Source organism: Mesorhizobium dulcispinae (assembly GCF_033977345.1).
Classification (GTDB): domain Bacteria; phylum Pseudomonadota; class Alphaproteobacteria; order Rhizobiales; family Rhizobiaceae; genus Mesorhizobium; species Mesorhizobium dulcispinae.
Genome location: NZ_JAVIIY010000001.1, coordinates 496,775 through 522,995, shown reverse-complemented (window position 1 = coordinate 522,995; position 26,221 = coordinate 496,775). Strand labels below are relative to the sequence as shown.

Here is a 26,221-nt window from a genome sequence, read left to right as displayed (position 1 = left end):
GGCAACCTAACACGCTCGCGATCCGATGCCAGATCGCGAATCGTTTTGGCAATAGCGTGAACGGGGGACTACGACACCGGCGCGGCACCGCCCTCTTCGGTGCGCCTGGCGATAAACTCGTCGAGCGCACCGGCGGTGGCTGCAGCGGATCGCGGCGGCTGGAAGTCGGAAAGGATCCGCTTCCAGATGCCGGTGGCGCGCTCGGTTGCAGTCTTGCCGCCGGACTGCGTCCAATTGCCGAAATTCGACCAGTCGGCCACCAGCGGCTCGTAGAAGGCGGTGCGGTAGCGCGTCATGGTGTGGGCGGCCGAGAAGAAGTGCCCGCCGGGCTGCACCTCGGCGATGGCGTCGAAGCCAATGGCGTCGGCGTCGCCAGGCGTTTTCGCGCAAAGCTCGGCGACCGTCTGTAGCGCCTCGATGTCGGTGATCAGCTTCTCGAAGGAGACGCTCAAGCCCCCTTCCAGCCAGCCGGCGGCATGGATGCAGACGGTGGCGCCGGCAAGCACCGAGCCCCACAGCGCGAACTGCGTCTCATGCGCGGCCTGCGCGTCGGAAATATTGGCGGCGCTGCCGCCGCCGGAGCGCCACGGCAGGCCGGTGAAGCGCGCCAATTGGCCGGCGCCAAGCGTGGCCTTGACGTGCTCCGGCGTGCCGAAGGCCGGCGCGCCCGACTTCATGTCGACGTTGGAGGAAAAGGAACCGTAGACCACCGGCGCGCCGGGGCGCACGATCTGGGCAAGCGTCAGCCCGGCCAGCGCCTCCGCGTGCTGCAGGGTCAGCGCGCCGGCGACAGTGATCGGCGCCATGGCGCCCGCCAGGCAGAAGGGCGTGATGATCGATATCTGGCCGGCACGGGCAAAGTCGATGATGCCTTGCGCCATAGGAATATCGAGCTGGCGCGGCGAGTTGGTGTTGATGACCGTGTAGCAATAGGCGCCGTTATGGAATTCGTCTTCCGAGAGGCCGCGCGCCAGCCGGACCATCTCGAAGCTGTCCTCGACCTGCGGCGTGCCGCGCGCGAAGACGAAAGGCACCTTTTCGGACAGCGTCAGTTGCGCCCGGCCGGTGGCATAGTGGCGAAAGCGGGTGTCGACATCCTGCGGCTCGATGCAGGGGCCGAGCATATGCAGCACGTCGAAATGCTGCACCAGCCGGATGAAATCCTCGAAGGCCTGGAGCGTGCCCGGCCGCCGGCCGCGCTCGAGATCGGTGACGTTGGGAGCGCCGCAGCCGGCGAGGAAAGTCATGGTGCCGAGTTCGAGATCCAGATCGCGGGAGCGATCGCCGGCCCGCGCCGGGATCGAGCGCGGCGCGGCGGCAAGCGCCGTCGTCACGATGTCGCGGCCGATCTTCACCATCTGGCTGTCCTCGTCGACCAGTGCGCCGGACCGGGCAAAGATAGCGCGCGCTTCAGGCAGCAGCACCTTGATGCCGAGTTCCTCCAGCACGCGCAGCGCTGTGTCGTGGATCGCGGCAACCTGGTCGTCGGAAAAGACGGGCTGCGGCAGGAATGGGTTCTTCAGCGCGCGGTAGTTCGGGCGGCGGCTGGATTCGCTGCCGGCCTCGCCGGTGCGGCCGCGCCGCCGTTCGCGCCTCAGGTCGCGTGCGACGTCTTCAACCATGGCAGCTCCTCCTCATTGCCGCATCGCCTTGCCGTCCGGATCGTATGGCGAGGCCGCGATGACGCGTGCCGGCCGTTCGACACCGACAATGTGGACGGAAAGCTCCGTCCCCTCCCCGGCGAATTCGTCATCCAGCAACGCCAGGGCGACGCTCTTGCGAACCGTGTAGCCATAGCCGCCCGAGGTGACGAAGCCGACGCGCCGGCCCTTGTGCCAGACCGGCTCGAAGCCACTGGCGTCGGCGTCGACCGCGTCGACTTCCAGCGTCACGATCCGTCGCCCGACGCCCGCGGCGCTTTCCTTGAGCGCCGCTTCGCGGCCGATGAAATCGCCCTTGTCGAAGGCGATGAAGCGGTCGAGCCCGGTCTGGCCGGGCGTGTAGCCTTGCGTGAATTCGCGCGACCAGATGCCGAAGCTCTTTTCCAGCCGCAGCGCGTTGAGCGCGTAGTAGCCGATCTCGGCGAGGCCGAGATCCTCGCCGGCGGCAAGCAGCGTCTCACGCAGGGTCGAATGCAGAGTGGCCGGGCAGTTGATCTCGAAGCCGAGTTCGCCGGCGATCGACAGCCGGGCCACCCGGGCGCGCACCATGCCGACGTCGAACGCGCCGCAGGCCATGAAGGGCAAGGTTTTGGCGGAGATGTCCTGATGGGTGGTGCGCTCGACGATCTTCCTTGCGTTGGGTCCGGTGACAAGGAAGCCGGACATCGCGTCCGAGATATCCGTGACGGAAACGCCGTCCGCCATATGCGACTCGAACCAGCGCATATGGAATTCGCGCAGGTAATAGGAGCCCATGACCCAGTAGTCGCCGCCGCCCCAGTTGAGCACGGTGAGATCGCCCTTCAGGCGCCCGTCGCGGCCGAGCATCGGTGCGAGCTTCGCTCGGCCGGGCTTCGGCAGCTTGCAGGCGAGCAGCCGGTCGAGCCAGGCCTCGGCGCCAGGTCCGGACACGGCGTAGCGCGAGAAGGCCGTGGTATCGACGAGGCCGGCGGCGCGGCGCACCTGCAATACCTCGTCGCCGACGATGTCGAAGGCGTTGGAGCGCTTCAGCGTCGTCTCCTCGCGGAACCCCATAGGCGCAAAATAGGCCGGGATCTCCAGGCCCCATGACGCCGTCCATTCGGCGCCTGCGGCGCTCATGCCGTCATAGGCGCCAGGACGCTTCAGCGGCCGGCCGGCCAGCAGCCGCTCGTTGGGGAAGGTCATGACGAAACGGCGGGCATAGAACTGACCCGTCGTTTGCCGCAGATACTCGCGGTTGGCGGCGAAGGCGCCGTAGCGGGCGATGTCCATGCCGAAGATGTCGGCCTGCGGCTCGCCGTAGATCATCCATTCGGCCAGCGACTTGCCGACGCCGCCGCCCTGGCTGAAGCCTGCCATGACGCCGCAGGCGACCCAGTAGTTCTTCAAACCTCGCACCGGACCGACCAGCGGATTGCCGTCCGGCGTGAAGGTGAAGGCGCCGTTCACCCATTTGCGGATGCCGGCCTTCGCCAGGCAGGGGAAGCGCTGATAGGCCTTGGAAAGCTCGGGGCTGATGCGGTCGATGTCCTCGGGGATCAGCTCGATGCCGTAATCCCAGGGCGCGCCGTCCATGTTCCAATGTTTCGGGTTCTGCTCGTAGACGCCGAGCAGCACGCCTTTGCGCTCCTGTCGCAGATAGGAGAAGCCGTCGAGATCGACAGCGAGGCCGAGTTCCTTGTCGAGGGCAGCGACCTCCGGAATGTCCTCGGTGACGAAATAGTGGTGCTCCATCGGCGTCACCGGCAGGTCGACGCCGGCCATGAGCCCGACCTGCTTGGCCCACAGGCCGCCGGCGTTGACGACATGCTCGGCGACGATGGTGCCTTTCTCGGTGACGACGTCCCAGCCGCCTTCGGCGCGCGGCATCAACTCGACGACGCGGTTGCGCAGGATCACGTCGGCGCCGCGCTTCTTCGCGGCGCCCGCATAGGCCTGCGTCGTGCCGTAAGGGTCGAGATGGCCTTCGTTGGAGTCGTAAAGGCCGCCCAGCACATCGCTGACATCGACGATCGGGCACATCTGCTTGATCTCTTCAGGCGTCACCAGGCGGGCCGTCTCGATGCCGACCGACTGGAACACCGCCCAGGCCGATTTCAGCCATTCCCAGCGCTGCGGGTCGCTCGCCATGTTGACGCCGCCGGTCATGTGCAGCCCGGCATTCTGGCCGGATTCCGCCTCGATCTCGCGATAGAGCTTGATCGTGTAATCCTGCAGCGCCGCGACGTTCGGATCGGCATTGAGAGCGTGGAAGCCGGCGGCCGCGTGCCAGGTCGAGCCGGCCGTCAGCTCGGCGCGCTCGATGAGCGCCACATCGCTCCAGCCGAAGCGCGTGAGATGGTAGAGCACAGAGGCGCCGACCACGCCTCCCCCGATGACGACTGCCCGGTAATGCGATTTCACGAGCCTCTCCCTCTCGTTGGAAGCCCTCACGATATACCTGCTGGACATATGTGTCTAGACACTTCTGTCCAGCGCTTGCGCAGAGTTTCGTACCGTGCCTATTGTGCGGCCATGATCATGACCGCTCCGCAGTCCGAGCCGGCGCCCGCCAACATCAAGGTCACGCGCCTGGACTGGATCAATCTGGCGCTAGAGACGCTGATTTCAGACGGCATCGAGAGCGTGCGCGTGCTCACGCTCGGGCAAAAGCTCGGCGTGTCGCGATCGAGCTTCTACTGGTATTTCGAAAGCCGGCAGGACCTGCTCGACCAATTGCTCAAGCATTGGCACGACACCAACACCACGGCGATCGTCGAGCGCGCCCGGCGCCCGTCCGAGACCATCATCATGGGTGTGATGAACGTCTTCGAATGCTGGGCCGACGAGCGCATGTTCGACCCGAGGCTCGATTTCGCCGTCCGCGAATGGGCCAGGCGCTCGGCCGACGTGCGGCGGATGATCGACCAGGCCGATGACGAGCGCCTCACCGCCATCCGCGACATGTACCGCCGGCACGGCTATGACGACGAGGACGCCTTCATTCGCGCCCGCGTGCTCTACTACATGCAGATCGGCTACTACGTGCTCGACCTGAAGGAGCCGGTCGAGGCCCGCGTCAGCCATCTCGCCGCCTATCTGCGCTCCTTCACCGGCCAGGAGCCGACCGAAGCGGATGTGGCGCATTTCATGCGCTTCATCGCGGCGCGGTGATCAAGGGTCCGCAAAGTCAGCGTCGCTGCTATGCCCCGTAAAAGAAGTCCACCAGCACGGGCACGTGCGCGTTGGGCTTCAGCATATGGTTCTGTCCAGCCAGTGTCAGATAACGGGCATTCGGAAGGGCATCGGCCAGGGCCTTGTTGCCGTGGCGCATCCAGGGCGGGCTCCTGCCGCCATCCGTCACCAGCGTCGTCGCCATCATAGAGGCCCACCGGCCGGGGACCAGCGGCTTGCCGAGCTGATCATCGGCCACGATGGCGCCATCGTAAGGCAGCGTATGCGCCACTGCCTTGAGCTTCGACCAGATCGGCGTCAGGCGCATGAGAAAGACGAGCGGGCGCGGCATGCCGACCGACTTGAGGAAGATGCGCACCGCATCGCCGCGACGCCCGGCGGCCACAGCCGTCCGGATGCCGGCCCAGTCGGCCTCGGTGGTTGGGCGGCTGTCATCGATGATCAGAGGCGCCTCGTAGAGCGCAAGCTTCCTGACACCTGGTAGACGTTCCGCGGCCATCAGCGCCAGCATGGCGCCCGACGAGGTGCCCCAGAGGAAGGCCTCTCCGCCTGCCGCATCGAGCACGGCCTCGATGTCGTCCACTTCGCGCTCGACAGCATAAGGCACAGCATCTCCGCTCTCGCCCCGGCCGCGGCGGTCGTAGCCGAACACCGTGAAATGCGCTGCCAGTGCCGCGGCAAGCGGGCGGCTCGGACCCATGCCGCGGGAGCAGAGCGCGCCATCGACGAGGATGAGCGGGTGGCCTTTCCCCTGGCGTTCGTAGGCGATCGGCGTGCCGTCGGCCGAAATGGTCTTTTGGGCCCTTGGCGCGTCGGCTGCGCGGCCTGCCATGGGCGCGTCACGCTCCCTCGGTGTTTGCACGGCCTGCTGCATGGGGCACTCCACAATTGTTTCGGTTGGTCAGTCTGTCATTCGGGCGGCACAGCCGCGTGCTGCGGCGTCGCGAGCCGGCCGAGCTCGCGCTCCAGCCTGTCGAAGCTTTGCATCCAGCCGCCGCGCATACCCAGCGCCAGCAGCCGCTCCCGGTCGGCGGCGCTTGCCAGCATCGCCTCGAAGCGGACGTGGGTTCTCGCGCCGTCGGCTTCGAACGTGACCGTGTGCAGGCTTTGTCCCGGCGGGTTGCCGGCCCATTCCCGCAATTCAGGGTCCGGTTCGTCGGTGTAGCTGAGCCGCCGGTTCGCGACCACGTCGACATATTCGCCCTCATTGCGATAGAGCGCGCCGCTGGCGGTGCGCATATCGATGCGCCATCTGCCGCCGACCCGCACATCGAGCGCGCAATACGGGATGGTGCAGTCCTTGATGCCCCACCATTGCGCGACAGACAGCGGATCGGTCCACAGACTGAACACGCGCTCGACCGGCGCGGCGAATGTCCGCTCGATCGTGAAGCTGCGTTCGGCTTGCGACGCAACTGTCTGTCGCGCGCTCATTCCCCCATCCCTTCCGCCTGTTCGCGCCTCAGAAGATCCTCCATGCGATCGAACCGCTCTTCCCAGAGCCTCCGGTAGTCAGCGAGCCAGCGGTCAATGTCGCGCAACGGCTTGATCTCTATCCGGCTCAGCCGTTTCTGCGCCGCCCGGCTGCGGGTTACCAAACCGGCCTGCTCCAGCACACCGACGTGCTTGGAAACTGCCCGCACGGTGAGCGCAAAGGGCTGCGCCAGCTCGGCGACGGACGCTTCCCCGTCGAGCAGGCGAGCCAGGATCGCCCGGCGCGTCGGATCGGCAAGAGCGGCAAATGTATGATCGAGGGAAACGGTCATATGGAACCATTTAGTTCTGGAACTATGTAGTTCTATAATGGATCGCTCGCTGACGTCAACCGCCAACGTCCCGCATCGCGGCGCGATATCCCAGAAGCCCACGCAAGCGGCCCGCGAAGGCGGGCCGCCCGGCCTTAGCGTTCAACAAAGCTTGGGTGTGGCTTCGCTGTCCTTGTGAGCAGTGCTAAAATGGTCGATTAGTCGCGCAGGGGTGGCGCCCGAACCGTCCACGCGGGTTCGGTCGAAAGCGCATTGGGGCGGAAGTCTGGAATGGCAAGTCCTTCGAAACCACGCGAGAGAAGAGGCCGGATCGCCTCGGCGGCTCTTGCCGTCGACGCGTGGCTCGATTCCTCGCTCTATGAAATCGGCTTCAAGGCGCGCCAATTCTGGGAAGCGGCAACCATCTTTTCCCGCCGGTTCCGCCTGCATGGCTGGCGGCGCGCCATCATCGAGGTGCTGAGCGAAGGCTTCACCATGGGCGCAGGCGGCTTCGTGGTGCTGTTGGCGCTGGCGATGCCGGCCTTCGAGATCACCGCCGGCGACTGGCGCAACCAGGGCGACTTCGCCGTCACTTTCCTCGACCGCTACGGCAACGAGATCGGCCAGCGCGGCATCATCCAGCGCGATTCCGTGCCGGTCGACGAGATGCCGGACATCGTCATCAAGGCGGTGCTGGCGACCGAGGACCGGCGCTTCTTCGACCATTACGGCATCGACGTGCTCGGCCTGTCGCGGGCGATCTTCGAGAATGTGCGCGCCAATTCGGTGGTCCAGGGCGGCTCCAGCATCACGCAGCAGCTCGCCAAGAACCTGTTCCTTTCCAACGAGCGCACCCTCGAGCGCAAGATCAAGGAAGCTTTCCTCTCGCTATGGCTGGAGGCCAACCTCTCCAAGAAGGAGATCCTGCAGCTCTATCTCGATCGCGCCTATATGGGCGGCGGCACGTTCGGCATCGAGGCGGCGGCGGATTTCTATTTCGGCAAGAGCGTCAAGGACCTGAACCTCGCCGAGGCGGCAATGCTTGCCGGCCTGTTCAAGGCGCCGACCAAATATGCCCCGCACATCAACCTGCCGGCGGCCCGCGCACGCGCCAATGTGGTGCTCTCCAACCTCGTCGATTCCGGCTTCATGACCGAGGGCCAGGTGCTGCAGGCACGCCTCCATCCGGCAGATGTCGTCGACCGCGGCGAGAAGCAGAGTCCGGACTATTTCCTCGACTGGGCCTTCGACGAGGTCAAGAAGATCGCCAAGCCCGGCCAGCACTCGCTGGTCGCCCATACAACCTTCGACGCCAATATCCAGAAGGCGGCGGAGGAGTCGGTCGAGTTCCATCTGAGGCAGTTCGGCAAGGAATACAACGTCACCGAAGGCGCGGTGGTGGTGATCGAGACCAATGGTGCGGTGCGCGCCATCGTCGGCGGCCGCGACTATGGCGCCAGCCAGTTCAACCGCGCCACCAAGGCGCTGCGCCAGACCGGCTCGTCCTTCAAGCCCTATGTCTACGCCACCGCGATGGAGCACGGCTTTACGCCGGACTCGGTGGTCTCCGGCGGCGCCGTCAGCTGGGGTAACTGGTCGCCGCATAACTACAGCGGCGGATCGGCCGGCAATGTCACGTTGCTGACCGCAATCGCCAAGTCGATCAACACCGTGCCGGTGCGGCTCGCCAAGGATCATCTCGGCATCGCACCGATCAAGGCGATGGCCGAATCGATGGGCGTGGAATCGCCGCTGGAATCGCACAAGACCATGGTGCTCGGCACGTCCCTGATGACGGTGATGGACCAGGCGACGGGCTACAGCGTCTTTGCCCAGAACGGCTTCGTCGGCTCCAGGCACGGTATCACCCAGCTCGTCACCCGCACCGGCGAGGTGGTCTATGACTGGACCAAGGACGCGCCGGCGCCGCACCGTGTGCTGTCGGAAAAAGCGCTGAAATACATGAACACCATGCTGGCTGCGGTACCGGTGATTGGCACGGCACGACGCGCCCAGCTTCCCAACATCGTCGTCGCCGGCAAGACCGGCACGACGCAGTCCTATCGCGACGCCTGGTTCGTCGGCTTCACCGGCAACTACACGGCCGCCGTCTGGCTCGGCAATGACGACTTCACGCCGACCAACAAGATGACCGGCGGTTCGCTGCCGGCGATGGTCTGGCAGCGCCTTATGGTCTATGCGCACCAGAATATCGACCTGAAGCCGATCCCCGGGATCGATCATCCCTGGGTCGACCCGGAGGTCGCGGCCAAGGCCGAGGAAGCGGCGAAGAAGGCGGCAACCGATGCTGAGGCGCAGGCGGAAGCCGAGCGCCCGCCGGTTCTCTCCAGCCGCACCACGCAGACGCTGAGGGATATGACCAAGGTGTTCCAGTCGGCACCTGTGCTCGACGCACCCACCCTGCCGGAGACCCTGTCGGCGCTTTAGGTTTTGGTCCTGCGCATGTCCAAGCCGGCTTGCCACGAGGCCCCACGCCGCGATATCCCGAGCTACCTTCTCTGTTCCGGCCCCTCATGCTCAGAAACGCATTCCTCACGCTGCTTTCGCTTGCCATAGCCATCGGCCTTGGCGGCGGCAGCGTCTGGTATGCACTCAATGCACAGGACGGCGTCGGCGCGATCCGCATCGGCCGATGGACCGCCTTTCCGGAAATCGGCACCCAGACCGCCGACCCCTATTCGAAGGCCCGCGTGGCGCGCGAGGGCGTGCTGGCGCTCGGACGGGCGGAGGGGCTTGCCTTCGTCGCCGAGCGCGACGAGGCCGGCGCGCCGCTGAAGCGGCAATGCGCCTATACGATCGAAGGCGGCTATCCGACCGCCCGGTTCTGGACGCTCTATGCCGCCGACCAGTCGCTAGGCGTCATCGATACCGGCAAGGCAAGGCAGGCGGCGCTGCAATCCTACGAGGTGCTGCGCCAGCCCGACAATTCGGTCGTCATCTCGGTCGGCGACCGCCCTGCCCCCGGCAACTGGCTGCTGACGGCCGGCTTCGGCAAGATGTATTTCGTGCTGACCTTCTACGATACGCCGATCGCGAGCAGCACCGGGCTTTCCGACGTGACGCTGCCGCGCATCCTGAAGGCGGGCTGCCATGCGTAGCCTGCTGCACGCCCTGATCCTTGGCCTGCTCGGCGCCGGCATCGTGCATATCGCGGTGCTGTTCCTGGTGCCGGAATTTTCCGAGCGCGATGCCTGGTCGCGGCTGGCAATGGCCTCCGACCTCTACAAGATGACGCGGCTGGACGCGGAGGCCGGCGGCGCACCGGTGGTGAAGTCGGTCGACCCGATGTTCTACGCGGCTGCATGCCGCTTCGATCTCGCCGACGGGTTGGTGCGGATCCGGGCGCCGGGCGACGTGCCGTTCTGGTCGGCCTCGGTCTATGACCGCAGCGGCCACAACATCTATTCCTTCAACGACCACAACGCCAACAGCGAGAAGCTCGATGCTGTGGTGCTGACACCGGCGCAGATGATCGACGTGCGGCGCGATCTTCCGGAGGAGCTTCAGGGCGCGATCTTCGTCGAGGCGCCCATCGAGGAAGGCATCGTTGTCGTCCGCGCCTTCGTTCCGGACGACAGCTGGAAGCCGATCGTGTCACGCTTCCTCGAGCAGAGCGCCTGCGAGCTGCAGGACTACTGAGGAGTGACGTCAGTGATGCGGCACTGGAGGCCGGGGCGCTCCCGGCTTGTCCGGGCCATCCTGGCGCGCCACGCCGACCTGCGGCTGCGGCTCGTAGCGGACGCCGGGGAAGATGATGACCGCCGCCGCTGTGTCGGCAGCGTGAGTTACTCGATTAACCGGTGCCGTTCTCGGCACAAAAGACAGGACCATGCCCATGGTTCGCGCATTCCTCTCGGTTTGACCGGAGCACAACGCAACGCCTCCAAAGTTGATTAAGGCGGGCAGAGGGTTAACGGAGCGCTAACGGATCGCGGCTAATTTGATCTTTGTTCCCTGGAGACGCGAAACCGGCCCGGCCGAATTGCGCGGGGCCAGGGCTGTGTCGAGTATCGGGCGTATCCTCCGTGTCATCTTCGGATTTCAGGCAAATCGCTATCCGGACCGAAGCGGGAAAAGCCGAAAGGCTGTTCCGCGCCGCCGTCTCGGCCTTCTGCTCGCTCACGCGCCCCTCGCGGCGCGAGATCGCCCAGCTCGAGGATCTGACGCTGCCGCTGTTCGACGATGTCTCGGTCGAATCGCGCCGCTACGTCGCCGCCGCGCTTTCCGAATGCGAGTATGCGCCGGCCGCGCTGGTGCGGCGGCTGGCCGAAGAACCGGTCGAGATCGCCGCGCCGCTGCTCACCCGCTCGAATGCGCTGAGCGATATCGACCTCATCGCGCTGATCGGCCGCCACGGCCTGCCGCATGCGCGCGCGATCGCGCGACGCAAGGAACTCAACGCGACCATCGCCCACCTGATCCGCGCGCTGGAGAAGCCGACGCTGGTCAAGACGCGGCCGCCGGAGACGGTGACGAAGCTCGCGCCGATTAAACCGGAGCCCGCTTCCACGAAGGAAGACAGCCGCCCGGATCCCGGGGTGTCCGAGGAGAACGCGCGGCGCCGCCTGCGCTCGATGATGCGGCCTGCCGGCGAAGGCGTCGCCGTCAACCTGTTCCTTGGCCAGCCGACCTATGTGAGGCTGCGTGAGACGGCGCTGACAGGCAACGCCGCCTTCTTCCAGACAGCGCTTGCCGATGCGCTCGACATCGATTTCGCCACGGCGCGCTCGATCACCGAGCACTCGGGCTACGCGGCGCTGCTGTCGGCGCTCAGGGCGCTCGACCTCAGCGAGGACAGGGCCTTCCTGATCGCGGTGGCGGTCTATCCGGGCGAGTTCCCGCATCCGCAGGCGATCCGGCTGTTCCTCGACCGCTACCGGCTGCTGCATCGCGAGGCGGCGCTCGACAAGGTGCGGGCCTGGAAAGCCGAGACGATATCGCGGGCGATCCGCGGCAACGCCATCGAAACGACTAGCGCCGGGCGTCAGGCGTCGAACGCCGATGAAAAGGCCGCCGACCGCAAGGCGTCCTGAACCTCGGGGTCTACTCGGTCTTCACGGAAACAAGCTCCTCGACCGGAACGGAGCCTGCCTCGATCTCGACCACCCAGATGTCCGGATCGAATCGCTTTTCCTTCTCCAGCCGCGCATCGAATGCCAAAGCATCGTCGCCGGAATCGAGCAAGGTGAAGAAGCGCTCATCAGGCTTGGCCGAATCGTAGCTCGTCTGCGGCGCCGGTCCGTAGAGGGCGACCTCCCCCAGCCGCCCGCGCGACAGCACGAAGACGGTGCCTGCTTCCGTCGCGCCGCGCTTGACCACGGCGGCAAAGCCGCCGGCGGTGAAGACACGGCGCAGCAAAGCCGATACCCAAAGATCGGTGGTCACGCGCATGGCAAGGTTCCGGACGGCATGCGCGGTTCCTTACAGCATCGGCAAAGGAACCGAAACGGCCGACGCCCTCAGTTCGTCAGACCGATCTCGCGCATCTTGGCGTAGACCGCTTCGTCCGGCTCGCCGGTTTCGGGCAGGCCGAACAGCGCCTGGAACTCCTTGATCGCGGCCTTGGTGCGGGCGCCCACGACGCCGTCGAGTTGCATGTCGTCATTGCCGAAGGCCTTCAGGCCAGCCTGGATCTTGACGATGCGGGCATCCGGCGTCTGTGTAGTGCCGTCGGCTGGCGCGGAGATCGGGATCGGGACCGGCTTGGCGGCCGGAGCGGCGTTGGCGGCCGGACGCGGCGCCGGATGCGGAATGGCTGACGTCGTTTGCCTGGCGCCGAGTTGATCGAGCAGCGCGCCGTCGATGTCGCCGGATGCCGGCAAACCGACCTTGAGCTGATAGGCCTGGATGGCCTTGCGCGTGGCAGGCCCCGTGAGGCCGTCGACCGTGCCGTCGTAGAAATTGAGGTCCTTCAATATGCTCTGCACCTGCTGGACGACCGGATCGGGCTTCGGAGCCGGCTGCGCCGGCGCCTGCCGCACGATGTTGATGGTGGTCTCGGGCTCGTCGGACACCGTGCGCGGGAAATTCTCGATGCTCCTGGTGGCGAAGAAGGTGCCCGTGTGCGGAAAAGGCTGGTACCAGAGCGCGTTGGCCGAAACGTAGAAGAGCGTCACCAGGAAGGCGGTCGAGCCGCCGACCAGAACCGGATTGCGCGAGATCATCTGGCCAACCGCCACAGCGCCCTCGGCAAGGACGCCGCGCTCGGGTTCGACCACCTTAGGCCGTCTTGCGGAGCGAGCCATTGCTGTCCCCATTTGCATCCCCCTTCGGCTTTGCAACCGGCATCGGCAGCACACCGGATGGCGCGCCCGAGCGCCGCTTCGGTCCGTTCACCGGCAGGCTGATCGTCACCGTCGTGCCCTCGCCGGGGGCGCTCTCGATCGACATCGTGCCCTCATGCAGCGTCACCAGGCCCTTGACCAGCGACAGGCCGAGCCCGGTTCCCTCGAAACGGCGCGTATAGTCGTTCTGGATCTGCATGAACGGCTTGCCGAGATTGGCCATATCGTCCTCGGCGATGCCGATGCCGGTGTCACTCACCCAGAAATGCAGCCGCGAGCCGACGCGCTTGGCGCCGATCACCACGCTGCCGCCATCGGGCGTGAACTTCACCGCGTTCGAAACGAGATTGATCAGGATCTGCTGGATGGCGCGGCGGTCGGCATTGATCTCGCCGGCGTCCGGCGCGATCTGCGCCCCGAGCGCGATGCTCTTGGCGTCGGCCAGCGGCCGCATCATCGAGCGGCACATATCGACGGCGTCGCCGAAGCGGAACGGTTCCAGCTCGGTCGCATAGGCGCCGGCCTCGATGCGCGAGACATCGAGGATCGAGGTGACGACGGACAGAAGATGCTGGCCGGACTCCCTGACCAGCCCGACATATTCCTTCTGGCGCGGATCGCGGAAGGCGCCGAACATCTCGTGCAGCAACATGTCGGAGAAGCCGATGATGGCGTTGAGCGGCGTGCGCAGCTCATGGCTGACCACCGCCAGGAAACGGCCCTTGGCCACTTCGGCGGCAGCCGCGGTTTCCCTTGCCGAAGCAAGCTCTTCGCGCAGCGCCGCGACGTCGTCGTTCTCTCGAAGCAGGAGGGTGAAGATGTCCTGCTCAAGCGCGCCGCGCATCAATTCCAGGCGGAACGGGCGGAAATTGTCGGCCGAGCCGCCACCGTCGCGCGGCAGCCGGATGCGCAAATCGAGCCGGCGCTTCAGCGCGCCCTCGCGCATGTCGGCGAGCGCGGTGAGATAGGCGACGCGGTCGGAAAGATGGATGCGCTCGAACAGGCCCGTGCCGAGCAAGAGCTCCGGCGCCAGCTTCAGAACGGAACGCGCCTTGGCCGAGGCGTCGAGCACTTCGCCCTGGCGGCCGGCGCGCAGCACGACGGCGTCGATGATCTCTTCGAGACGGTCGGCCACAGGTTCCGCCTGACGCGCGCTGGCCGGACTGGCGAAGGCCGCCGCGCGCGGCAAGAGCGTAAGCGCCCAGGCAAGCGGCAGCAGCCAGTGCCAGGGGGCGGTCCCGGTCGTGCCGAGCGGCAACTGGGCCACGAAAGGCTGCAGCAGGATGGCGGCGAGAGCAGCCAGCGCGCCCGCAAATGCTGCGCGACGCGATCCGGCGACCCACCAGGTCTCGACCGGCAAGGCGACGGCAAGCAACGCGACCGGCGAGGCAAGGCCACCTGCCGCGGCAATCGCGCCGGCAAGGGCGAAGCCACCCATCGCAATCGCCGCACGGCCGGCGAACGCCATGTGGCCGGTGGCGGCGACGAGGAGCGCTGCGAACCAGCATAAACCGAAAGCGCCGAAGATCGCGGCCACGGTAACAGCGGCACCCAGGCTCGAGGTGACCAGCGTCACCGCCGCGCCCGCGGCGAGAAAGGGAGCGGCGAGCATGACGCCGATGAAGCGGCGCTGGCGCAGGCGATCGGCCTCACCCGTGACGGTCGGATGAACCATGCGTTCGCAACCGCCGGCAATCGCCCCAGGCAGATGAACGTATCTGGCCGTAATCGAACTCAACGCACTCGTACCCGGTCGTGAAACTGCCCTGCTTTGCAGGCGACTCTTGATTGGCTTGAAACTCGCACCCAGCGTTTAAGGAATGGATAAGGCAGACGAGGCGAGCGCCTCGCCCGCGGCAAATATTGGGACGCCGGCACCGCAAAGCCCGTCGATCTGCCGCCATGGTAAATGGAGCGTTAGCCGCAACACGCGCGCCGGGCTTCCCGAAAATCCCTTCCTGGCGATGCTTATTTTCTAAATTTTCATTTTGAAACAACCACTTATATGGTTATCATAAAGTTAATGCAATCGATGAGATTTGAATGAAATCAAACTCGAAAACCAATCCTTTCGAATTTATCTAAAATTTGAAGAAAATTCGCGGCTTCGGCGCAAACCGTCCTTTGCGTGGCCGTGCCACTATCCCGCCCATAAAAGAGGTCATGCCGATGGATGCATGATCCGGTCACGGACGAGAGGGCATTGAGATGGGCTTTCTGATCAGGATGGCTTTCTGGTTTTCGCTGGTGCTCTTGGCGCTGCCGCTCAGCGTCGGCCCAGACGAAGATGGCCGCGAGGCGGTCGGACCGATCCAGGCGCTGTTTGCGGCGCGCGAGGCGGTCGGCGACATTGCCGGCATCTGCGAGCGCAAGCCGGACGTCTGCGAGACCGGCAAATCGGCCATGCACACCATCACCGTCCGCGCCCAGGAAACCGCCAGGATCGCCGCGGGCATGCTCGACGACCAGCACTCCGAGAAGCCGGCCGCGCCAGAGGCGAAAGTGGCGGAAACCTCTGCCGAGACTACTGGCAGCGTTGCCGAGAACATTGTGCTGCCCGCCAAGGTCAACATCCCGGTGATGAAGAACTGAGCTTCCTTTCAGCCGTTCACTCGGCTTCTTTGGTTTTGGCGCAATTCCGGACGGAGGCTACGGCGAAGTCGCCGAACCTAACCGTTTCACACTTTTCCTGGAATTGCGCTTCTTTAGTTTTGGCGCAATTCCGGACGGAAAACCGTTTCACACTTTTCCTGGAATTGCTCTAACGCCGCGGGCCCGTCCGACCTCTCGACGCCCGCGGCGTCTTCTTTTTCCGTGACGCGGCGGCGCCGGGTCACTATATGCGGGCAATGACGACTTCGATCGAAACGATCCGCGACGACTTTTCCCTGCTCGACGAGTGGGAGGATCGCTACCGCTATGTGATCGAGCTCGGCGAGGCGCTGCCGCCGTTTCCCGAGGCTGAGCGCACGCCGGCCAACAAGGTGCCGGGCTGCGTGAGCCAGGTGTGGCTGATTACCGAGCAGGGACAAGGCATCGATCCGGTGATCAGCTTCCAGGGCGATTCCGACGCCCACATCGTGCGCGGCCTCGTCGCCATCATGCTGGCGCTGTTCTCGGGCCGGCCGGCCAGCGAAATCCGGAACACCGACGCGGAAGTGACGCTGAAAGAGCTCGGCCTCGACGAGCATTTGTCGCCACAGCGCGCCAACGGCCTTCGCTCGATGGTCAAGCGCATAAAGCGCGACGCCGAAGCGGCTTTGAAGCAAACCGCCTGACTCAACCCAAATCGCGCGGTTCACGGAAAACCCGCCGCGCGCTTTCCTGGAATTCAAAAGCAAACGGCGCCCGTGGGCGCCGTCGCTTTGCCGGAGGTACAAGCCGCTACCGGCGACCCTTGGGCTTGCGGCCGAGGCCCATTTTCTTGGCCAGCTGCGAACGGGCCGCGGCGTAATTGGGAGCGACCATCGGATAGTTGGCGTCCAGGCCCCACTTCTCGCGATATTCTTCCGGGGTGAGGTTGTAGTGCGTCATCAGGTGGCGCTTCAGCGATTTGAACTTCTTGCCGTCTTCGAGACAGACGATGTAGTCGTCATGCACGGAGCGCTTCGGGTTGACGGCCGGCTTCTGCTTCTCGGCCGACGGCTGCTCCGTCGTGCCGCCGACGCGGCCGAGCGCGGCATGTACATCGGCGATCAGATTCGGCAGTTCGCCGACCGGCACCGGGTTGTTGCTGACATAGGCCGCGACAACATCGGCGGTCAGCTCGATTAGCGCGTCACCATTCCTTGAAGGTGTTTCGACGATATCCATTGTGCTCAGGCCCCAACGAGAGTTTGTTTGTTTCTAGACTGCGCCCTTTTTCTGGATCGGGCATCGCGCGAATTTCATGCAGGCAAGCCCTGCGATTCGCGTCGCCTCATCCTAATGACGCTGTGCTGCAAGTAAGTCAATTCACCTATTGAGTTATATTCGGCGATATTCATCAAATATTGCCGATTCAGCTTCAAAAATTCGTTCGTGGTGTAACTTAGCGAGATTTTTCTGGTCAGACCAGTGCAGCCTGACGTAGCGTCAAGCATGTTTTTACACCTCAGGTGGCGCCAGACAAGGTTCTCAATGCTTGACTAATGCTTGGCTAGCTTGGGCGGCGAGGATAAAGAATCCTGTGGACCGCAGGCTGCGGACATTCGTCCTCGCGTCAAACAACCAAGTGGCCTCGACGAACATCTCAATAGGGTGTGATGTACTTGCCGTAGACCCAGCCGGTGACGAAATGACCGTTCTGCGCCGGATCGTGCCAGACCTCGCACCAGCGATAGCGGATCGCCTGCCGCTGCTTCCAGTACGGCTGGCCGGCAATGTCGAGCAGGTCTATCCCACCGGTGCAGCGACCGGTCATCTGCAGGACGGTACCATTTGGATAAGCCGCCTGTTTTTGCAATGTGTTTGACGGATACTTGCGCGCGTTGAGCGTGTCGCCGAACGGCACGCCAGCCACTTGCCAGGCGGCGAACACGGTTGCATGAGACTGGCCGGAAAGGGCCAGGACTGTCGAAGCGACAGCAAAAGCCATCGCAGCGCAAACACAGGATTTCATCTTTTCCCCCTTCGACTTACTTTCTGCAGACCACCTTGAACCCCGCCCCTTGAACCGCTGCTGAGCGGCGTGTTCATTCGCCATTCAAGCAAATTTCGGGCAAATCCACAGCGAGACGTAATGACCAGACCTTCCACCTTCCTGGCCGCCTTCCCGACAGCCAACCCACCGCGCCTCGAGAAACGCCCCGTCTTCGATGTGCACCACGGCATCACCCGCACCGACGACTATGCCTGGATGCGCGCCGATAACTGGCTGGCGATGTTCAGGAATCCATCGCTCCTCGACGGAGCGATCCGCGCCCATCTCGAGGCCGAGAATGCCTACCAGGCGACGCTGATGGCCGACACGGCCGAGCTGCGAAGCAAGCTGTTCGCCGAGATGAAAGGGCGCATCAAGGAGGACGACTCCACCGTGCCGATGAAGGACGGTCCCTATGCCTATGGCTCGTCCTTCAAGCTCGGCGGCGAGCAGCCGCGCTACTTCCGCACGGCGCGCGACGGCGGCGCCGAGGAGATCCTGCTCGACGGCGACGCGGAAGCCGAGGGCAAGCCCTATTTCCGTCTCGGCGGCGTCGACCATTCGGCCGACCATCGCAAGCTGCTCTGGGCCTTCGACGACAAGGGCTCGGAATTCTTCGCGCTGCGCGTGCGCGACATCGCCAGCGGCAAGGAACTGTCCGACCGCATCCCGGATACGGGTGGCGGCGGCGTGTGGAACGCTGGAGACGACGGCTTCTTCTACACCCGCCTCGACGACAACCATCGCCCGTCAAAAGTGTTCTTCCACGCACTTGGCGACGGCCCGGAGAACGACCGGCTGATCTACGAAGAGACAGATCCGGGCTTCTTCATGGACGTCAGCGGCACACGTTCCAACGACTGGATCATGATCGGCATCAACGACCATGAAACCTCCGAATACCGGCTTCTGCGCGCCGACGAGCCGTCCGGCGAGCCGAAGCTGGTGGCCGCGCGCGAGACCGGCCTGCAATATGATCTGGAAGAAGGCGGTGACGTCTTCTTCATCCTCACCAATGCCGACGGCGCCAAGGACTTCAAGATCATGACCGCGCAGGTGGAGAACCCGGTGCGCGCCAACTGGCAGGAACTGGTGCCGCACGAGCCCGGCCGGCTGATCCTGTCGGTGCTCGGCTTCAAGCACCATATGGTCAGGCTGGAGCGCAAGGAGGGCCTGCCGCGCATCGTCGTGCGCGATCGGGCAACCGGCGAGGAGCATCTCATTTCCTTCGACGAGGAGGCTTTCTCGCTAGGCCTTTCCGGCTCCTACGAATACGACACCGAGGTGATGCGCTTCACCTATTCGTCGATGACGACGCCGGCGCAGCTGTTCGACTACAACATGCGCACCCGCGAGCGCGTTTTGCTGAAGACGCAGGAAGTGCCTTCAGGCCATGACCCGGAGCATTATGTCACGCGCCGGCTGATGGCGCCCGCCGCCGACGGCGAACTGGTGCCGATCTCGCTGATCCATCATCGCGACACACCTCTTGATGGCTCGGCGCCCAGCCTGCTCTACGGCTATGGCTCCTATGGCATCACGGTTCCCGCCGCCTTCAACACCAACTGCCTGTCGCTGGTCGATCGCGGCTTCGTCTACGCCATCGCCCATGTGCGCGGCGGCAAGGACAAGGGCTATGGCTGGTACGAGGACGGCAAGCGTCGGCACAAGATGAACACCTTCACCGATTTCATCGCCTCAGCGCGCCATCTGGTAGCCGAGCGCTACACGTCGCACGATCGCATCGTCGCGCAGGGCGGCTCGGCCGGCGGCATGCTGATGGGGGCGATCGCCAACATGGCGCCCGAAAGCTTCGGCGGCATCGTCGCCGAGGTGCCGTTCGTCGACGTGCTCACCACAATGCTCGACGCCAACCTGCCGCTGACGCCACCGGAATGGCCGGAATGGGGCAACCCGATCGCGTCAGCCGACGACTACGGCACGATCGCGGCCTATTCGCCCTACGACAATGTCGCGGCGCTCGATTACCCGCCGATCCTGGCGCTGGCAGGCCTGACCGACCCCCGCGTCACCTATTGGGAGCCGGCCAAATGGGTGGCGCGGCTGCGCGACCGCAAGGCCGGCGACAATCCGGTGCTGTTCAAGATCAACATGGACTCCGGCCATGCCGGCGCCTCGGGCAGGTTCTCCCGGCTGGAGGAGATCGCGTATATCTACGCCTATGCCTTGAAAGTGACCGGCAAGGCCTGATTTTTCCCTCGCAATCGCAAGGGCCACGCGCTACGCAATGCGCCGTCGTTTTTTGGTTGCGGCCTTTTCAGGCCGCGCCATCTGTCATTCGCAGGGTTCGTCATGCTGCTCGTCGACGTCTATCTCGACAAATCGCCCATCCAGGGCATCGGCGTCTTCGCCAAACATCGCATTTCAAAAGGCACGCTGATCTGGAAGCTCGATCCAAGGTTCGACCGACGCATTCCCGTCGACACCTATGAGGGCGAAAGCGGCCCGGTGAAGTCCTATCTCGACCGCTACTCCTACCCGGACCGGCTCGACCCCAACTACATCGTCTTCGAGGCGGACGACGCGCGCTACATGAACCATGCGGACGAGCCGAACTGCGATGTCTCCTCGCCCGAAGAGACCTACGCGCTGCGCGACATCGGGCCCGGCGAGGAGCTGACCTGCGACTACAACCACTTTTTCGAGAACGGCTTCGACTTCCTGGGCGACCGCCACCCGTAGCAGCGCGGGTGTAGAAGAGGTGGTTCAGGCGGAGCGCAATTCCGGCTGGCCACCCATGGCAAATCTGCCGCGCAGGAACCGCATGCCTGCCAAGGCCTTTCCGGCGAGGAGCCCCGTGCCGATGCCGCCGGCAATCGCCAGCAGTTGGAAAACAGGAGTCGGCAGCGCGCCTGCGACAGGCGCCATCAACAGTTCCGGAACGAAGCGATGGAATAGGTAGATCGGAAACGCCGCGACAGCGATCTGCGCAACCACCCGCCCTACCCCGGCTGGCAGGCGAACACGCGGCAGGTAAAGAAGAACCAAAAGCGCCGCGAAGATCATCAGATACTTGACCGTAGTCCCCAGCCAGACCGACTCCCAGAAGGCCAAATAACCCAGCACAGCGGTGGCAAGCGCAGTCAGAGTCAGCTTTCTCGCAGGAGTATCGGCAAAACCGGCACACCAACCAAACACAGCCAGATGGAAGACCCAATAGATCGTGAATATCTGGCGGTTGCCCAGATCGACGAACAAAGGGACTGAAAAGCGCGCGGCAGCGGCAAACACCAAAAGGCCAAGCGAGAAAACGAAGGGGTGAGCTCGGGTAAGCTTGCGCGCTCCAGGAATGGCGAAGATGAGGGCGAAGAGCAGGAGCGTCTGCGCATAGGCCTCGACGAACCAGTACAGATACGGGATCATCTCGTGACGTTCCGGCTCGGCATAGCCGAAGTTGCCGGTAAGCGTCAGCGAGGCCCAGGGGGCCACCTGCCAGGCGACGGCGTAAGCGGCGACAATGAGAAAATACGGGATCAGGACGCCGATCGCAGGTTTCAGCGCGCGCCCGATTCGACCAGCGAGGAAATGGGCCGACTGGAAACGCGCAAGACTATAGCCGACAAGCAGCATCATGACGCCGGAGCCGCCGGGGATAGGCCACAGCGTCTCGTGATGCACGACCACCAGCAGGATCGCGATAACCCTCAGCACCAAATCAGTCGGCATCTCGCTTGCGTGCCGTTGTTCGGCAAGCCGCGCATCCGCCTGGCAGTTCGCGAGTTCGGCAATGCTCAAGCGTTCCCAGCCGTCCGACAAGTCCATGCCTAGGCGTTCGAGTTCCAGAGCCAATTGCAGGAACCGAAGAGAGTCTCCGCCGAGGGAGACAAAGCTGTCATTGCGGCCGACGGCGAGCGGATAGAACACGCGGGCGTAGGCGCCGAGCAGGCCGCCGCTCTCGCAGCGGATTTCCGTCCGCCCTTCCAACATCTCCCGCTGGAGGCAGGCATAGTCGATCTTGCCGGAGGCAAGCCTGGGAAAGTCTTCGCGCGTCGCAACCCGAACCAGATTGGCCGGCAAGTGGCTGACCTCTGCAAGGATGCGCTGTGCTCTCCCCGCCAAGCCGGCGCCGATTACATAGGCCTGCAACCCCCGATCGTCGCCAACCACTGCAGAGGCAATGCCCGCCCGCTCCAGCGCCTGCTCCATGATATCGAAGCCGATCCTGAGGCCTGCAATCTTGGCGAAACGGCTTCTGCGCCCGACGATGCGGAAGAAACCGTGCTGGTCCTCTACGGCAATGTCGCCAGTCTTCAGGGTCTCGACCTCGGCGCCGCGCGCAAGATCGCGGCGCTGCGCGCCGTAACCCATCATCACGTTCGGACCGCGATAGACGAGCTCTCCGGGAATGCCCGATCGGCTGATCGGCTCGCCTTCAGCATCGACAATACCAAGGCTGCCGCCCGGGATGGCCACGCCGATCCGATCCTCCTTGTCGGCAAGGCTCTCCGGCGGCACAAAAGCGATGCGCGCCGTCGCCTCGGTCTGGCCATACATGACGAAGAAGCGGCCGCCTCTGGCGCGCATGTGGTCCCGGTAAGTGCGGATGAGGTCGGGGCGGAGCTGTCCGCCCGCCGTCGTCATCATGCGCAATGACTTGAGCCCGGCGTCGCGAAAACGCGCCCGTTCCAGAAGTTCGTAAGAATACGGGACACCAGACAGATTCGTGCAGCCGCCATCGTCGATCGTCCTGAGGAAATCGCTGTCCATGACCGACATGCCGGGGAAGAGGATGCTACCACCCGCAATCAGATGCGAATTGAGGACCGACAGCCCGTAGGAATAGTGGAGTGGCAGCACGAGAGCGGCCCGGTCGGAGGAAGAGAGCTCGAGATAGGCCGCGATCGAACGCGCATTGGATTCGAGGTTGCCGTAGGAAAGCCTGACCGCCTTGGCGGCGCCCGAGCTGCCGGACGTCATCAGCAGCAGTGCGAGATCGGGATGCAGCGGCTCTGCATCTCCAGCGGGCCGGGCTTCCTCAACAAGACGCCAGCGGCCGTCGCGTGGCCGATAGGTGAAATCCGGCTGGAAGGCTGTCAGGAAATCTTCCCAGAGCCGCCTGTCGCAAGGCGGCAGCATGGCCACCGCATGGCCTGCCTGCAGAGCTCCAACATAGGCGGCGACCGCATGCTCGGAAGCTTCCGCGGCGATAGCCACGAGCCGCTTTTGTCCTTGCCCCAACCGCGAGGCGAAGCGTAGCGCAAGGCGACCGAGTTCCCTGTAGGAGAGCGTGCGTCCGCCGGCGAAGATGAGCGCCGCACGCTGCTCGTCATGGGTGAATTCGGACACAAGGTCGATGGAGGGCATGGGCAAGCTTCGGTCCGCGGGGAATTGGCTCGAAGCGCCTATAATACATGAGTATTAAAGTCAACTAATGTGCCGCTGGTTGAGATGCCAAACCGCTTTGCACAACGTCATCACTCATCTGGTCGCGGGTCTGACGCCGCGTGCATCAAGTCAACTCGCCGGCTTGCGCGCCGGATAGCCGTTGGGATGCGGTGGGACGGCCTTGAGATAGGCGGCGATCGCGGCGCGGTCGTCGGCTGTCAGTTGCGCCATGTTGCGCTGAACGTCGACCATGGCGCCGCCGACCGAATCGAAATCCGGCGTGAAGCCGGTTTCGAGATAGTTGGCGATGTCGGCTTCGGACCAGTCCTTGGGGCCGCCCTGCGGGGTGATGTTGGGCACGACGCCGGAGCCTTCGGCGGCCACGGCTCCCGCCAGCCACTCGGCCTTCTTGACGCCGCCGGCAAAGTCGCGCGGCGTGTGGCATTCGCCGCAATGGCCGGGCCCCTCGACCAGATAGCGGCCGGCCAGCACCTTGTCCGGCGCGCCGTCGGGCAAGGCAATGACCGGTTCGGGGCTGAGATAGAGCCGCTTCCAGAGGCCAATGCCGCGACGGATGTTGAAGGGGAAGGAGAGCCTGTGGCCGGGCGCCTTGCCGGCGACCGCCGGCAGCGTTTTCATGAAGGCATAGAGGTCGGCGACATCGGCCGGCTTCATGCGAGCATAGGAGGCATAGGGAAAGGCCGGATAAAAATGCTCGCCGGAGGGGGAAACGCCCTTCAGCATCGCATTGGCGAAGTCCTCCTCGCTCCAGGCGCCGATGCCGTCCTTTTGATCCTGTGAGATGTTGGGCGGCACGAAGGTGCCGAACGGCGTCTTCAGCTCCAGCCCGCCGGCAAGCTCCAGGCGAGCATTACCCTTGGACCCCGGTTTGGCGTGGCAGGAGGTGCAGCCGCCGGCAAAGAAGATGCGCTTGCCCTTGGCCGCGTCGCCGGGGCCAAGCTGCCCAACGGCTGCGGCATCAAGCCGGACGGGCGCTGACAGCGCCCAGCCGGCGACCGCGCCGGCGCCGCCCAGAACGACGACGGCGCCGATGAGTTTCCTCAGCCAGCCCATGGCCGACTGTCAGCCCTTCTTGATCCTGTAGGTCTGATGGCAGGTGCCGCAGTCGCCGCCGATCGTGTTGAGCTGCGCCTTCAGCGCATCGGCGTCGGCCGGCGGCGAAGCAACCGCGGCCTTGACGTCGGTCAGCAGCTTGTCTGCTGCCGCATTGAAGCCGGCCTTGTCTTCCCAGATCTTCGGCGCAGCCGTGGTGTCACCCTTGTCGCTGCCGGCCGGGAACAGCTTTTCAGCATCGAATTTTTCGGCATTGGCCTGCAAGGCCTTCAACGTCGTCAGCACCGCGGCGGCATCGAAATCCTCCTCGCCCTTGACCACTTTCGACAGCTGGCCGGCGAGCTTGCCGCGCTCCTTCATCAGGGCCTGGCGATCCTTGATCGGATCGGCATAAGCGGCCGAGCCGGCAAAGGCGAGCAAGGAGATGGCGATGACAAGCTTTCTCATTCAATTGGCTCCATGGTGAAGAGAGTTCGCGACCAGACGTTAACGGGCGTCGCAGTGGAAATATTCCCTTCGACCCCAAGTGATTTTCGCTGTTGGGATGAAGTGTTGCGCCGCTGAAAAAAGAAAAGCCCCGGAGTGCCGGGGCTTTTCGTCGAATGGTCAACCTTTCGCCTTTTCATAAAGCTCCAGGACATAGTCCCAGTTGATCAGGCTATCGACGAAGGCTTCGAGATATTTCGGCCGCGCGTTGCGGTAGTCGATGTAATAGGAGTGTTCCCACACGTCGACGCCGAGGATCGGCGAAGCGCCATGGACCAGCGGGTTCTCGCCATTGGGGGTCTTCGAGATCGCAAGCTTGCCGTCCTTGACCGAGAGCCATGCCCAGCCGGAGCCGAACTGGGTGGTGCCGGCAGCGATGAAGTCCGCCTTGAACTTGTCGTAGCCGCCGAGATCGGTATCCACGGCCTTCTGAAGCGCGCCCGGCAGCTTGTTGCCACCGCCGCCCTTCTTCATCCATTTCCAGAAGTGGATGTGGTTGTAGTGCTGGGCGGCATTGTTGAAGAGCCCGGCATTCTTGCCGAAGGACTGCTTCACGACCTCTTCGACCGACAGGTCGCCCATTCCAGCCTCGGCAGCCAGCTTGTTGCCGTTGTCGACATAGGCCTTGTGGTGCTTGTCGTGGTGATACTCCAGCGTCTCCTTCGACATGTAAGGCTGCAAGGCCTCATAGTCATAGGGCAAAGCGGGCAACTCAAAAGCCATGGATGGTACTCCCTCAGAAAAAAGTCCGGTGCAACTACCGGACTAAGATAGGTCTGGAATGGATTGGGGCAACTCCGGAATGAAGCGCCGATCGCCTTTTTATCCGCTCAGGCGGCGGAAGTCGAATGCGCCCAATCCCAGTAGAGCTCGCGCGCCTTCTTGGCGACCGGTCCAGGCTGAAGGTTACGGTCCTCGATGCGGGTGATCGGCACCACCTTGGAGTGGTTGCCGGTCGAGAAGATCTCGTCCGCTTCGAGAAATTCGCGGATCGACAGCGCCTTCTCGGTGGTCCTGAAGCCATAGTCGCCGAGCAGGTTGATCGTGCGCGATCGGGTGATGCCGGAGAGGAAGGTGCCGTTCGCGGCGGGCGTCATCACATGGCCGTCCTTGACCAGGAAGATGTTGGACGTGCCCGTCTCGGCGACATTGCCCAGCATATCCAGCACCAGCGCGTTGTCGAAGCCGCGCATCTTGGCCTCGAGGATGGCGCGGCCGTTGTTGGGATAGAGGCAGCCGGCCTTGGCGTTGGTCGGCATGGTCTCGATGGTCGGCCGCCGGAACGGCGAGACGGTAACCGAAAAACCGGAAGGCGGAATCATCGGCGATTCGTAGAGGCAGAGACAGAAGCGGGTCGAGGACGGGTCCGCCGGCACGCCCATATAGCCGCCATGCTCGGCCCAGTACATCGGCCTGATATAGACGGCGGTGTTGCCGTCGAATTTCTTCAGGCCATCCCAGGTCAGCCCGACGATCTCTTCCGTCGTCATGGAAGGCTTCAGACCGAGCGCGATCGCCGAGGCGTTGACGCGCGCGGCGTGGCGATCGAGATCGGGCGCCACGCCCTCGAACCAGCGGGCGCCGTCGAACACGCTGGTGCCCAGCCACATGGCATGGCTGCGCGGTCCGAGAATGGCGACGTTGCCCTCGTACCAGTCGCCGTCCACATAGGTCCATGTCGCGGACTGCGCCGCCGCCGCCAGAGTCATCGTTTGTCGTCCATTTGGATGATTTCAGGCCACCATAGGACGATGCTTTGACGGCCGGCGTCAACCGACATCGGGAAAAATCGTTGAGGCCAGAGGCACTTGACCGCAATCAGTACTT

24 protein-coding genes are annotated in these 26,221 nt (G+C 64.2%); 9 read left to right on the top strand and 15 right to left on the bottom strand.

The features are described 5' to 3' along the window. Positions 1-68: 68 nt before the first annotated feature. Positions 69-1,622 (bottom strand): trimethylamine methyltransferase family protein, encoded by a 1,554-nt coding sequence (locus tag RFN30_RS02330; protein ID WP_320260521.1) that lies wholly within the window; start codon positions 1,620-1,622, stop codon positions 69-71. 12 nt (positions 1,623-1,634) lie between these two features. Beyond that, on the bottom strand, positions 1,635-4,046 hold the full coding sequence (locus tag RFN30_RS02325) for a GcvT family protein (RefSeq protein WP_320260520.1): 2,412 nt from the start codon (positions 4,044-4,046) through the stop codon (positions 1,635-1,637). A gap of 111 nt (positions 4,047-4,157) precedes the next feature. Between RFN30_RS02325 and RFN30_RS02320 the strand changes: the two genes are divergently transcribed. Beyond that, complete coding sequence (locus RFN30_RS02320; RefSeq protein ID WP_320260519.1) at positions 4,158-4,796, top strand: TetR/AcrR family transcriptional regulator; 639 nt, start codon at positions 4,158-4,160, stop codon at positions 4,794-4,796. Positions 4,797-4,824: 28 nt separating this feature from the next. Here the strand turns inward: RFN30_RS02320 and RFN30_RS02315 are convergent, their stop codons facing one another. From RFN30_RS02315 to RFN30_RS02305, 3 genes are all read right to left on the bottom strand, one after another. Continuing rightward, positions 4,825-5,649: an alpha/beta fold hydrolase gene (locus RFN30_RS02315; protein WP_320260518.1), complete on the bottom strand. Its 825-nt coding sequence runs from the start codon at positions 5,647-5,649 to the stop codon at positions 4,825-4,827. A 77-nt stretch (positions 5,650-5,726) separates the two neighbouring features. Then, the gene (locus RFN30_RS02310) at positions 5,727-6,251 is read right to left on the bottom strand and encodes an SRPBCC family protein (protein ID WP_320260517.1); all 525 of its coding nucleotides are present in this window, start codon (positions 6,249-6,251) and stop codon (positions 5,727-5,729) included. Beyond that, on the bottom strand, positions 6,248-6,583 hold the full coding sequence (locus tag RFN30_RS02305) for an ArsR/SmtB family transcription factor (protein ID WP_320260515.1): 336 nt from the start codon (positions 6,581-6,583) through the stop codon (positions 6,248-6,250). Before RFN30_RS02305 ends, RFN30_RS02310 begins: the two co-directional genes overlap by 4 nt. 270 nt (positions 6,584-6,853) lie before the next feature. Between RFN30_RS02305 and RFN30_RS02300 the strand changes: the two genes are divergently transcribed. From RFN30_RS02300 to RFN30_RS02285, 4 genes are all read left to right on the top strand, one after another. After that, the gene (locus RFN30_RS02300; RefSeq protein ID WP_320260514.1) at positions 6,854-9,010 is read left to right on the top strand and encodes a transglycosylase domain-containing protein; all 2,157 of its coding nucleotides are present in this window, start codon (positions 6,854-6,856) and stop codon (positions 9,008-9,010) included. An 86-nt stretch (positions 9,011-9,096) separates the two neighbouring features. Next, complete coding sequence (locus tag RFN30_RS02295; protein ID WP_320260513.1) at positions 9,097-9,681, top strand: DUF1214 domain-containing protein; 585 nt, start codon at positions 9,097-9,099, stop codon at positions 9,679-9,681. Beyond that, positions 9,674-10,222, top strand: a complete 549-nt coding sequence (locus RFN30_RS02290) for a DUF1254 domain-containing protein (RefSeq protein WP_192248995.1) — start codon at positions 9,674-9,676, stop codon at positions 10,220-10,222. Before RFN30_RS02295 ends, RFN30_RS02290 begins: the two co-directional genes overlap by 8 nt. Positions 10,223-10,608: 386 nt before the next feature. Further along, positions 10,609-11,616 carry a DUF2336 domain-containing protein gene (locus RFN30_RS02285; protein WP_320260512.1) on the top strand — a complete coding sequence of 336 codons (1,008 nt, stop codon included), beginning with the start codon at positions 10,609-10,611 and terminating at the stop codon, positions 11,614-11,616. A gap of 10 nt (positions 11,617-11,626) precedes the next feature. Here the strand turns inward: RFN30_RS02285 and RFN30_RS02280 are convergent, their stop codons facing one another. The 3 genes from RFN30_RS02280 to RFN30_RS02270 all read right to left on the bottom strand — a co-directional run bounded on the left by RFN30_RS02280 (position 11,627) and on the right by RFN30_RS02270 (position 14,542). Next, entirely contained in the window at positions 11,627-11,974 is a 348-nt protein-coding gene (locus tag RFN30_RS02280) for a DUF1491 family protein (RefSeq protein ID WP_320260511.1), read from the bottom strand. A 68-nt stretch (positions 11,975-12,042) separates the two neighbouring features. Further along, positions 12,043-12,828: a peptidoglycan-binding domain-containing protein gene (locus RFN30_RS02275; protein WP_320260510.1), complete on the bottom strand. Its 786-nt coding sequence runs from the start codon at positions 12,826-12,828 to the stop codon at positions 12,043-12,045. After that, complete coding sequence (locus tag RFN30_RS02270) at positions 12,803-14,542, bottom strand: PAS domain-containing sensor histidine kinase (protein WP_320260509.1); 1,740 nt, start codon at positions 14,540-14,542, stop codon at positions 12,803-12,805. The genes RFN30_RS02275 and RFN30_RS02270 overlap by 26 nt, the downstream gene beginning before the upstream one ends. A gap of 533 nt (positions 14,543-15,075) precedes the next feature. Between RFN30_RS02270 and RFN30_RS02265 the strand changes: the two genes are divergently transcribed. Further along, on the top strand, positions 15,076-15,459 hold the full coding sequence (locus RFN30_RS02265; RefSeq protein ID WP_320260508.1) for a DUF5330 domain-containing protein: 384 nt from the start codon (positions 15,076-15,078) through the stop codon (positions 15,457-15,459). Positions 15,460-15,716: 257 nt separating this feature from the next. Next, positions 15,717-16,145, top strand: coding sequence for a SufE family protein (locus RFN30_RS02260; RefSeq protein WP_320260507.1), 429 nt, complete (start codon positions 15,717-15,719; stop codon positions 16,143-16,145). A 106-nt stretch (positions 16,146-16,251) separates the two neighbouring features. Here the strand turns inward: RFN30_RS02260 and RFN30_RS02255 are convergent, their stop codons facing one another. Continuing rightward, the gene (locus RFN30_RS02255) at positions 16,252-16,680 is read right to left on the bottom strand and encodes a Ros/MucR family transcriptional regulator (protein ID WP_067320912.1); all 429 of its coding nucleotides are present in this window, start codon (positions 16,678-16,680) and stop codon (positions 16,252-16,254) included. A gap of 418 nt (positions 16,681-17,098) precedes the next feature. Further along, positions 17,099-17,443 (bottom strand): SH3 domain-containing protein, encoded by a 345-nt coding sequence (locus RFN30_RS02250; protein WP_320260955.1) that lies wholly within the window; start codon positions 17,441-17,443, stop codon positions 17,099-17,101. A 144-nt stretch (positions 17,444-17,587) separates the two neighbouring features. Here RFN30_RS02250 and RFN30_RS02245 point away from each other — a divergent pair, with 144 nt between their 5' ends. Both RFN30_RS02245 and RFN30_RS02240 read left to right on the top strand, forming a co-directional pair. Next, positions 17,588-19,699: a S9 family peptidase gene (locus RFN30_RS02245; protein ID WP_320260506.1), complete on the top strand. Its 2,112-nt coding sequence runs from the start codon at positions 17,588-17,590 to the stop codon at positions 19,697-19,699. Positions 19,700-19,801: 102 nt separating this feature from the next. Next, complete coding sequence (locus tag RFN30_RS02240; protein WP_320260505.1) at positions 19,802-20,191, top strand: SET domain-containing protein; 390 nt, start codon at positions 19,802-19,804, stop codon at positions 20,189-20,191. 24 nt (positions 20,192-20,215) lie between these two features. On the opposite strand, the gene RFN30_RS02235 is transcribed toward RFN30_RS02240, so the two are convergent. The 5 genes from RFN30_RS02235 to RFN30_RS02215 all read right to left on the bottom strand — a co-directional run bounded on the left by RFN30_RS02235 (position 20,216) and on the right by RFN30_RS02215 (position 26,103). Continuing rightward, positions 20,216-22,813 carry an AMP-binding protein gene (locus tag RFN30_RS02235; RefSeq protein ID WP_320260504.1) on the bottom strand — a complete coding sequence of 866 codons (2,598 nt, stop codon included), beginning with the start codon at positions 22,811-22,813 and terminating at the stop codon, positions 20,216-20,218. Between the two features lie 150 nt (positions 22,814-22,963). Continuing rightward, on the bottom strand, positions 22,964-23,908 hold the full coding sequence (locus RFN30_RS02230; protein WP_320260503.1) for a cytochrome c: 945 nt from the start codon (positions 23,906-23,908) through the stop codon (positions 22,964-22,966). A 9-nt stretch (positions 23,909-23,917) separates the two neighbouring features. Beyond that, positions 23,918-24,355 (bottom strand): c-type cytochrome, encoded by a 438-nt coding sequence (locus RFN30_RS02225; RefSeq protein ID WP_320260502.1) that lies wholly within the window; start codon positions 24,353-24,355, stop codon positions 23,918-23,920. Between the two features lie 159 nt (positions 24,356-24,514). Then, entirely contained in the window at positions 24,515-25,117 is a 603-nt protein-coding gene (locus RFN30_RS02220) for a superoxide dismutase (RefSeq protein WP_320260501.1), read from the bottom strand. Positions 25,118-25,224: 107 nt separating this feature from the next. Next, positions 25,225-26,103 (bottom strand): branched-chain amino acid aminotransferase, encoded by an 879-nt coding sequence (locus tag RFN30_RS02215; protein ID WP_320260500.1) that lies wholly within the window; start codon positions 26,101-26,103, stop codon positions 25,225-25,227. Positions 26,104-26,221 lie beyond the last annotated feature (118 nt).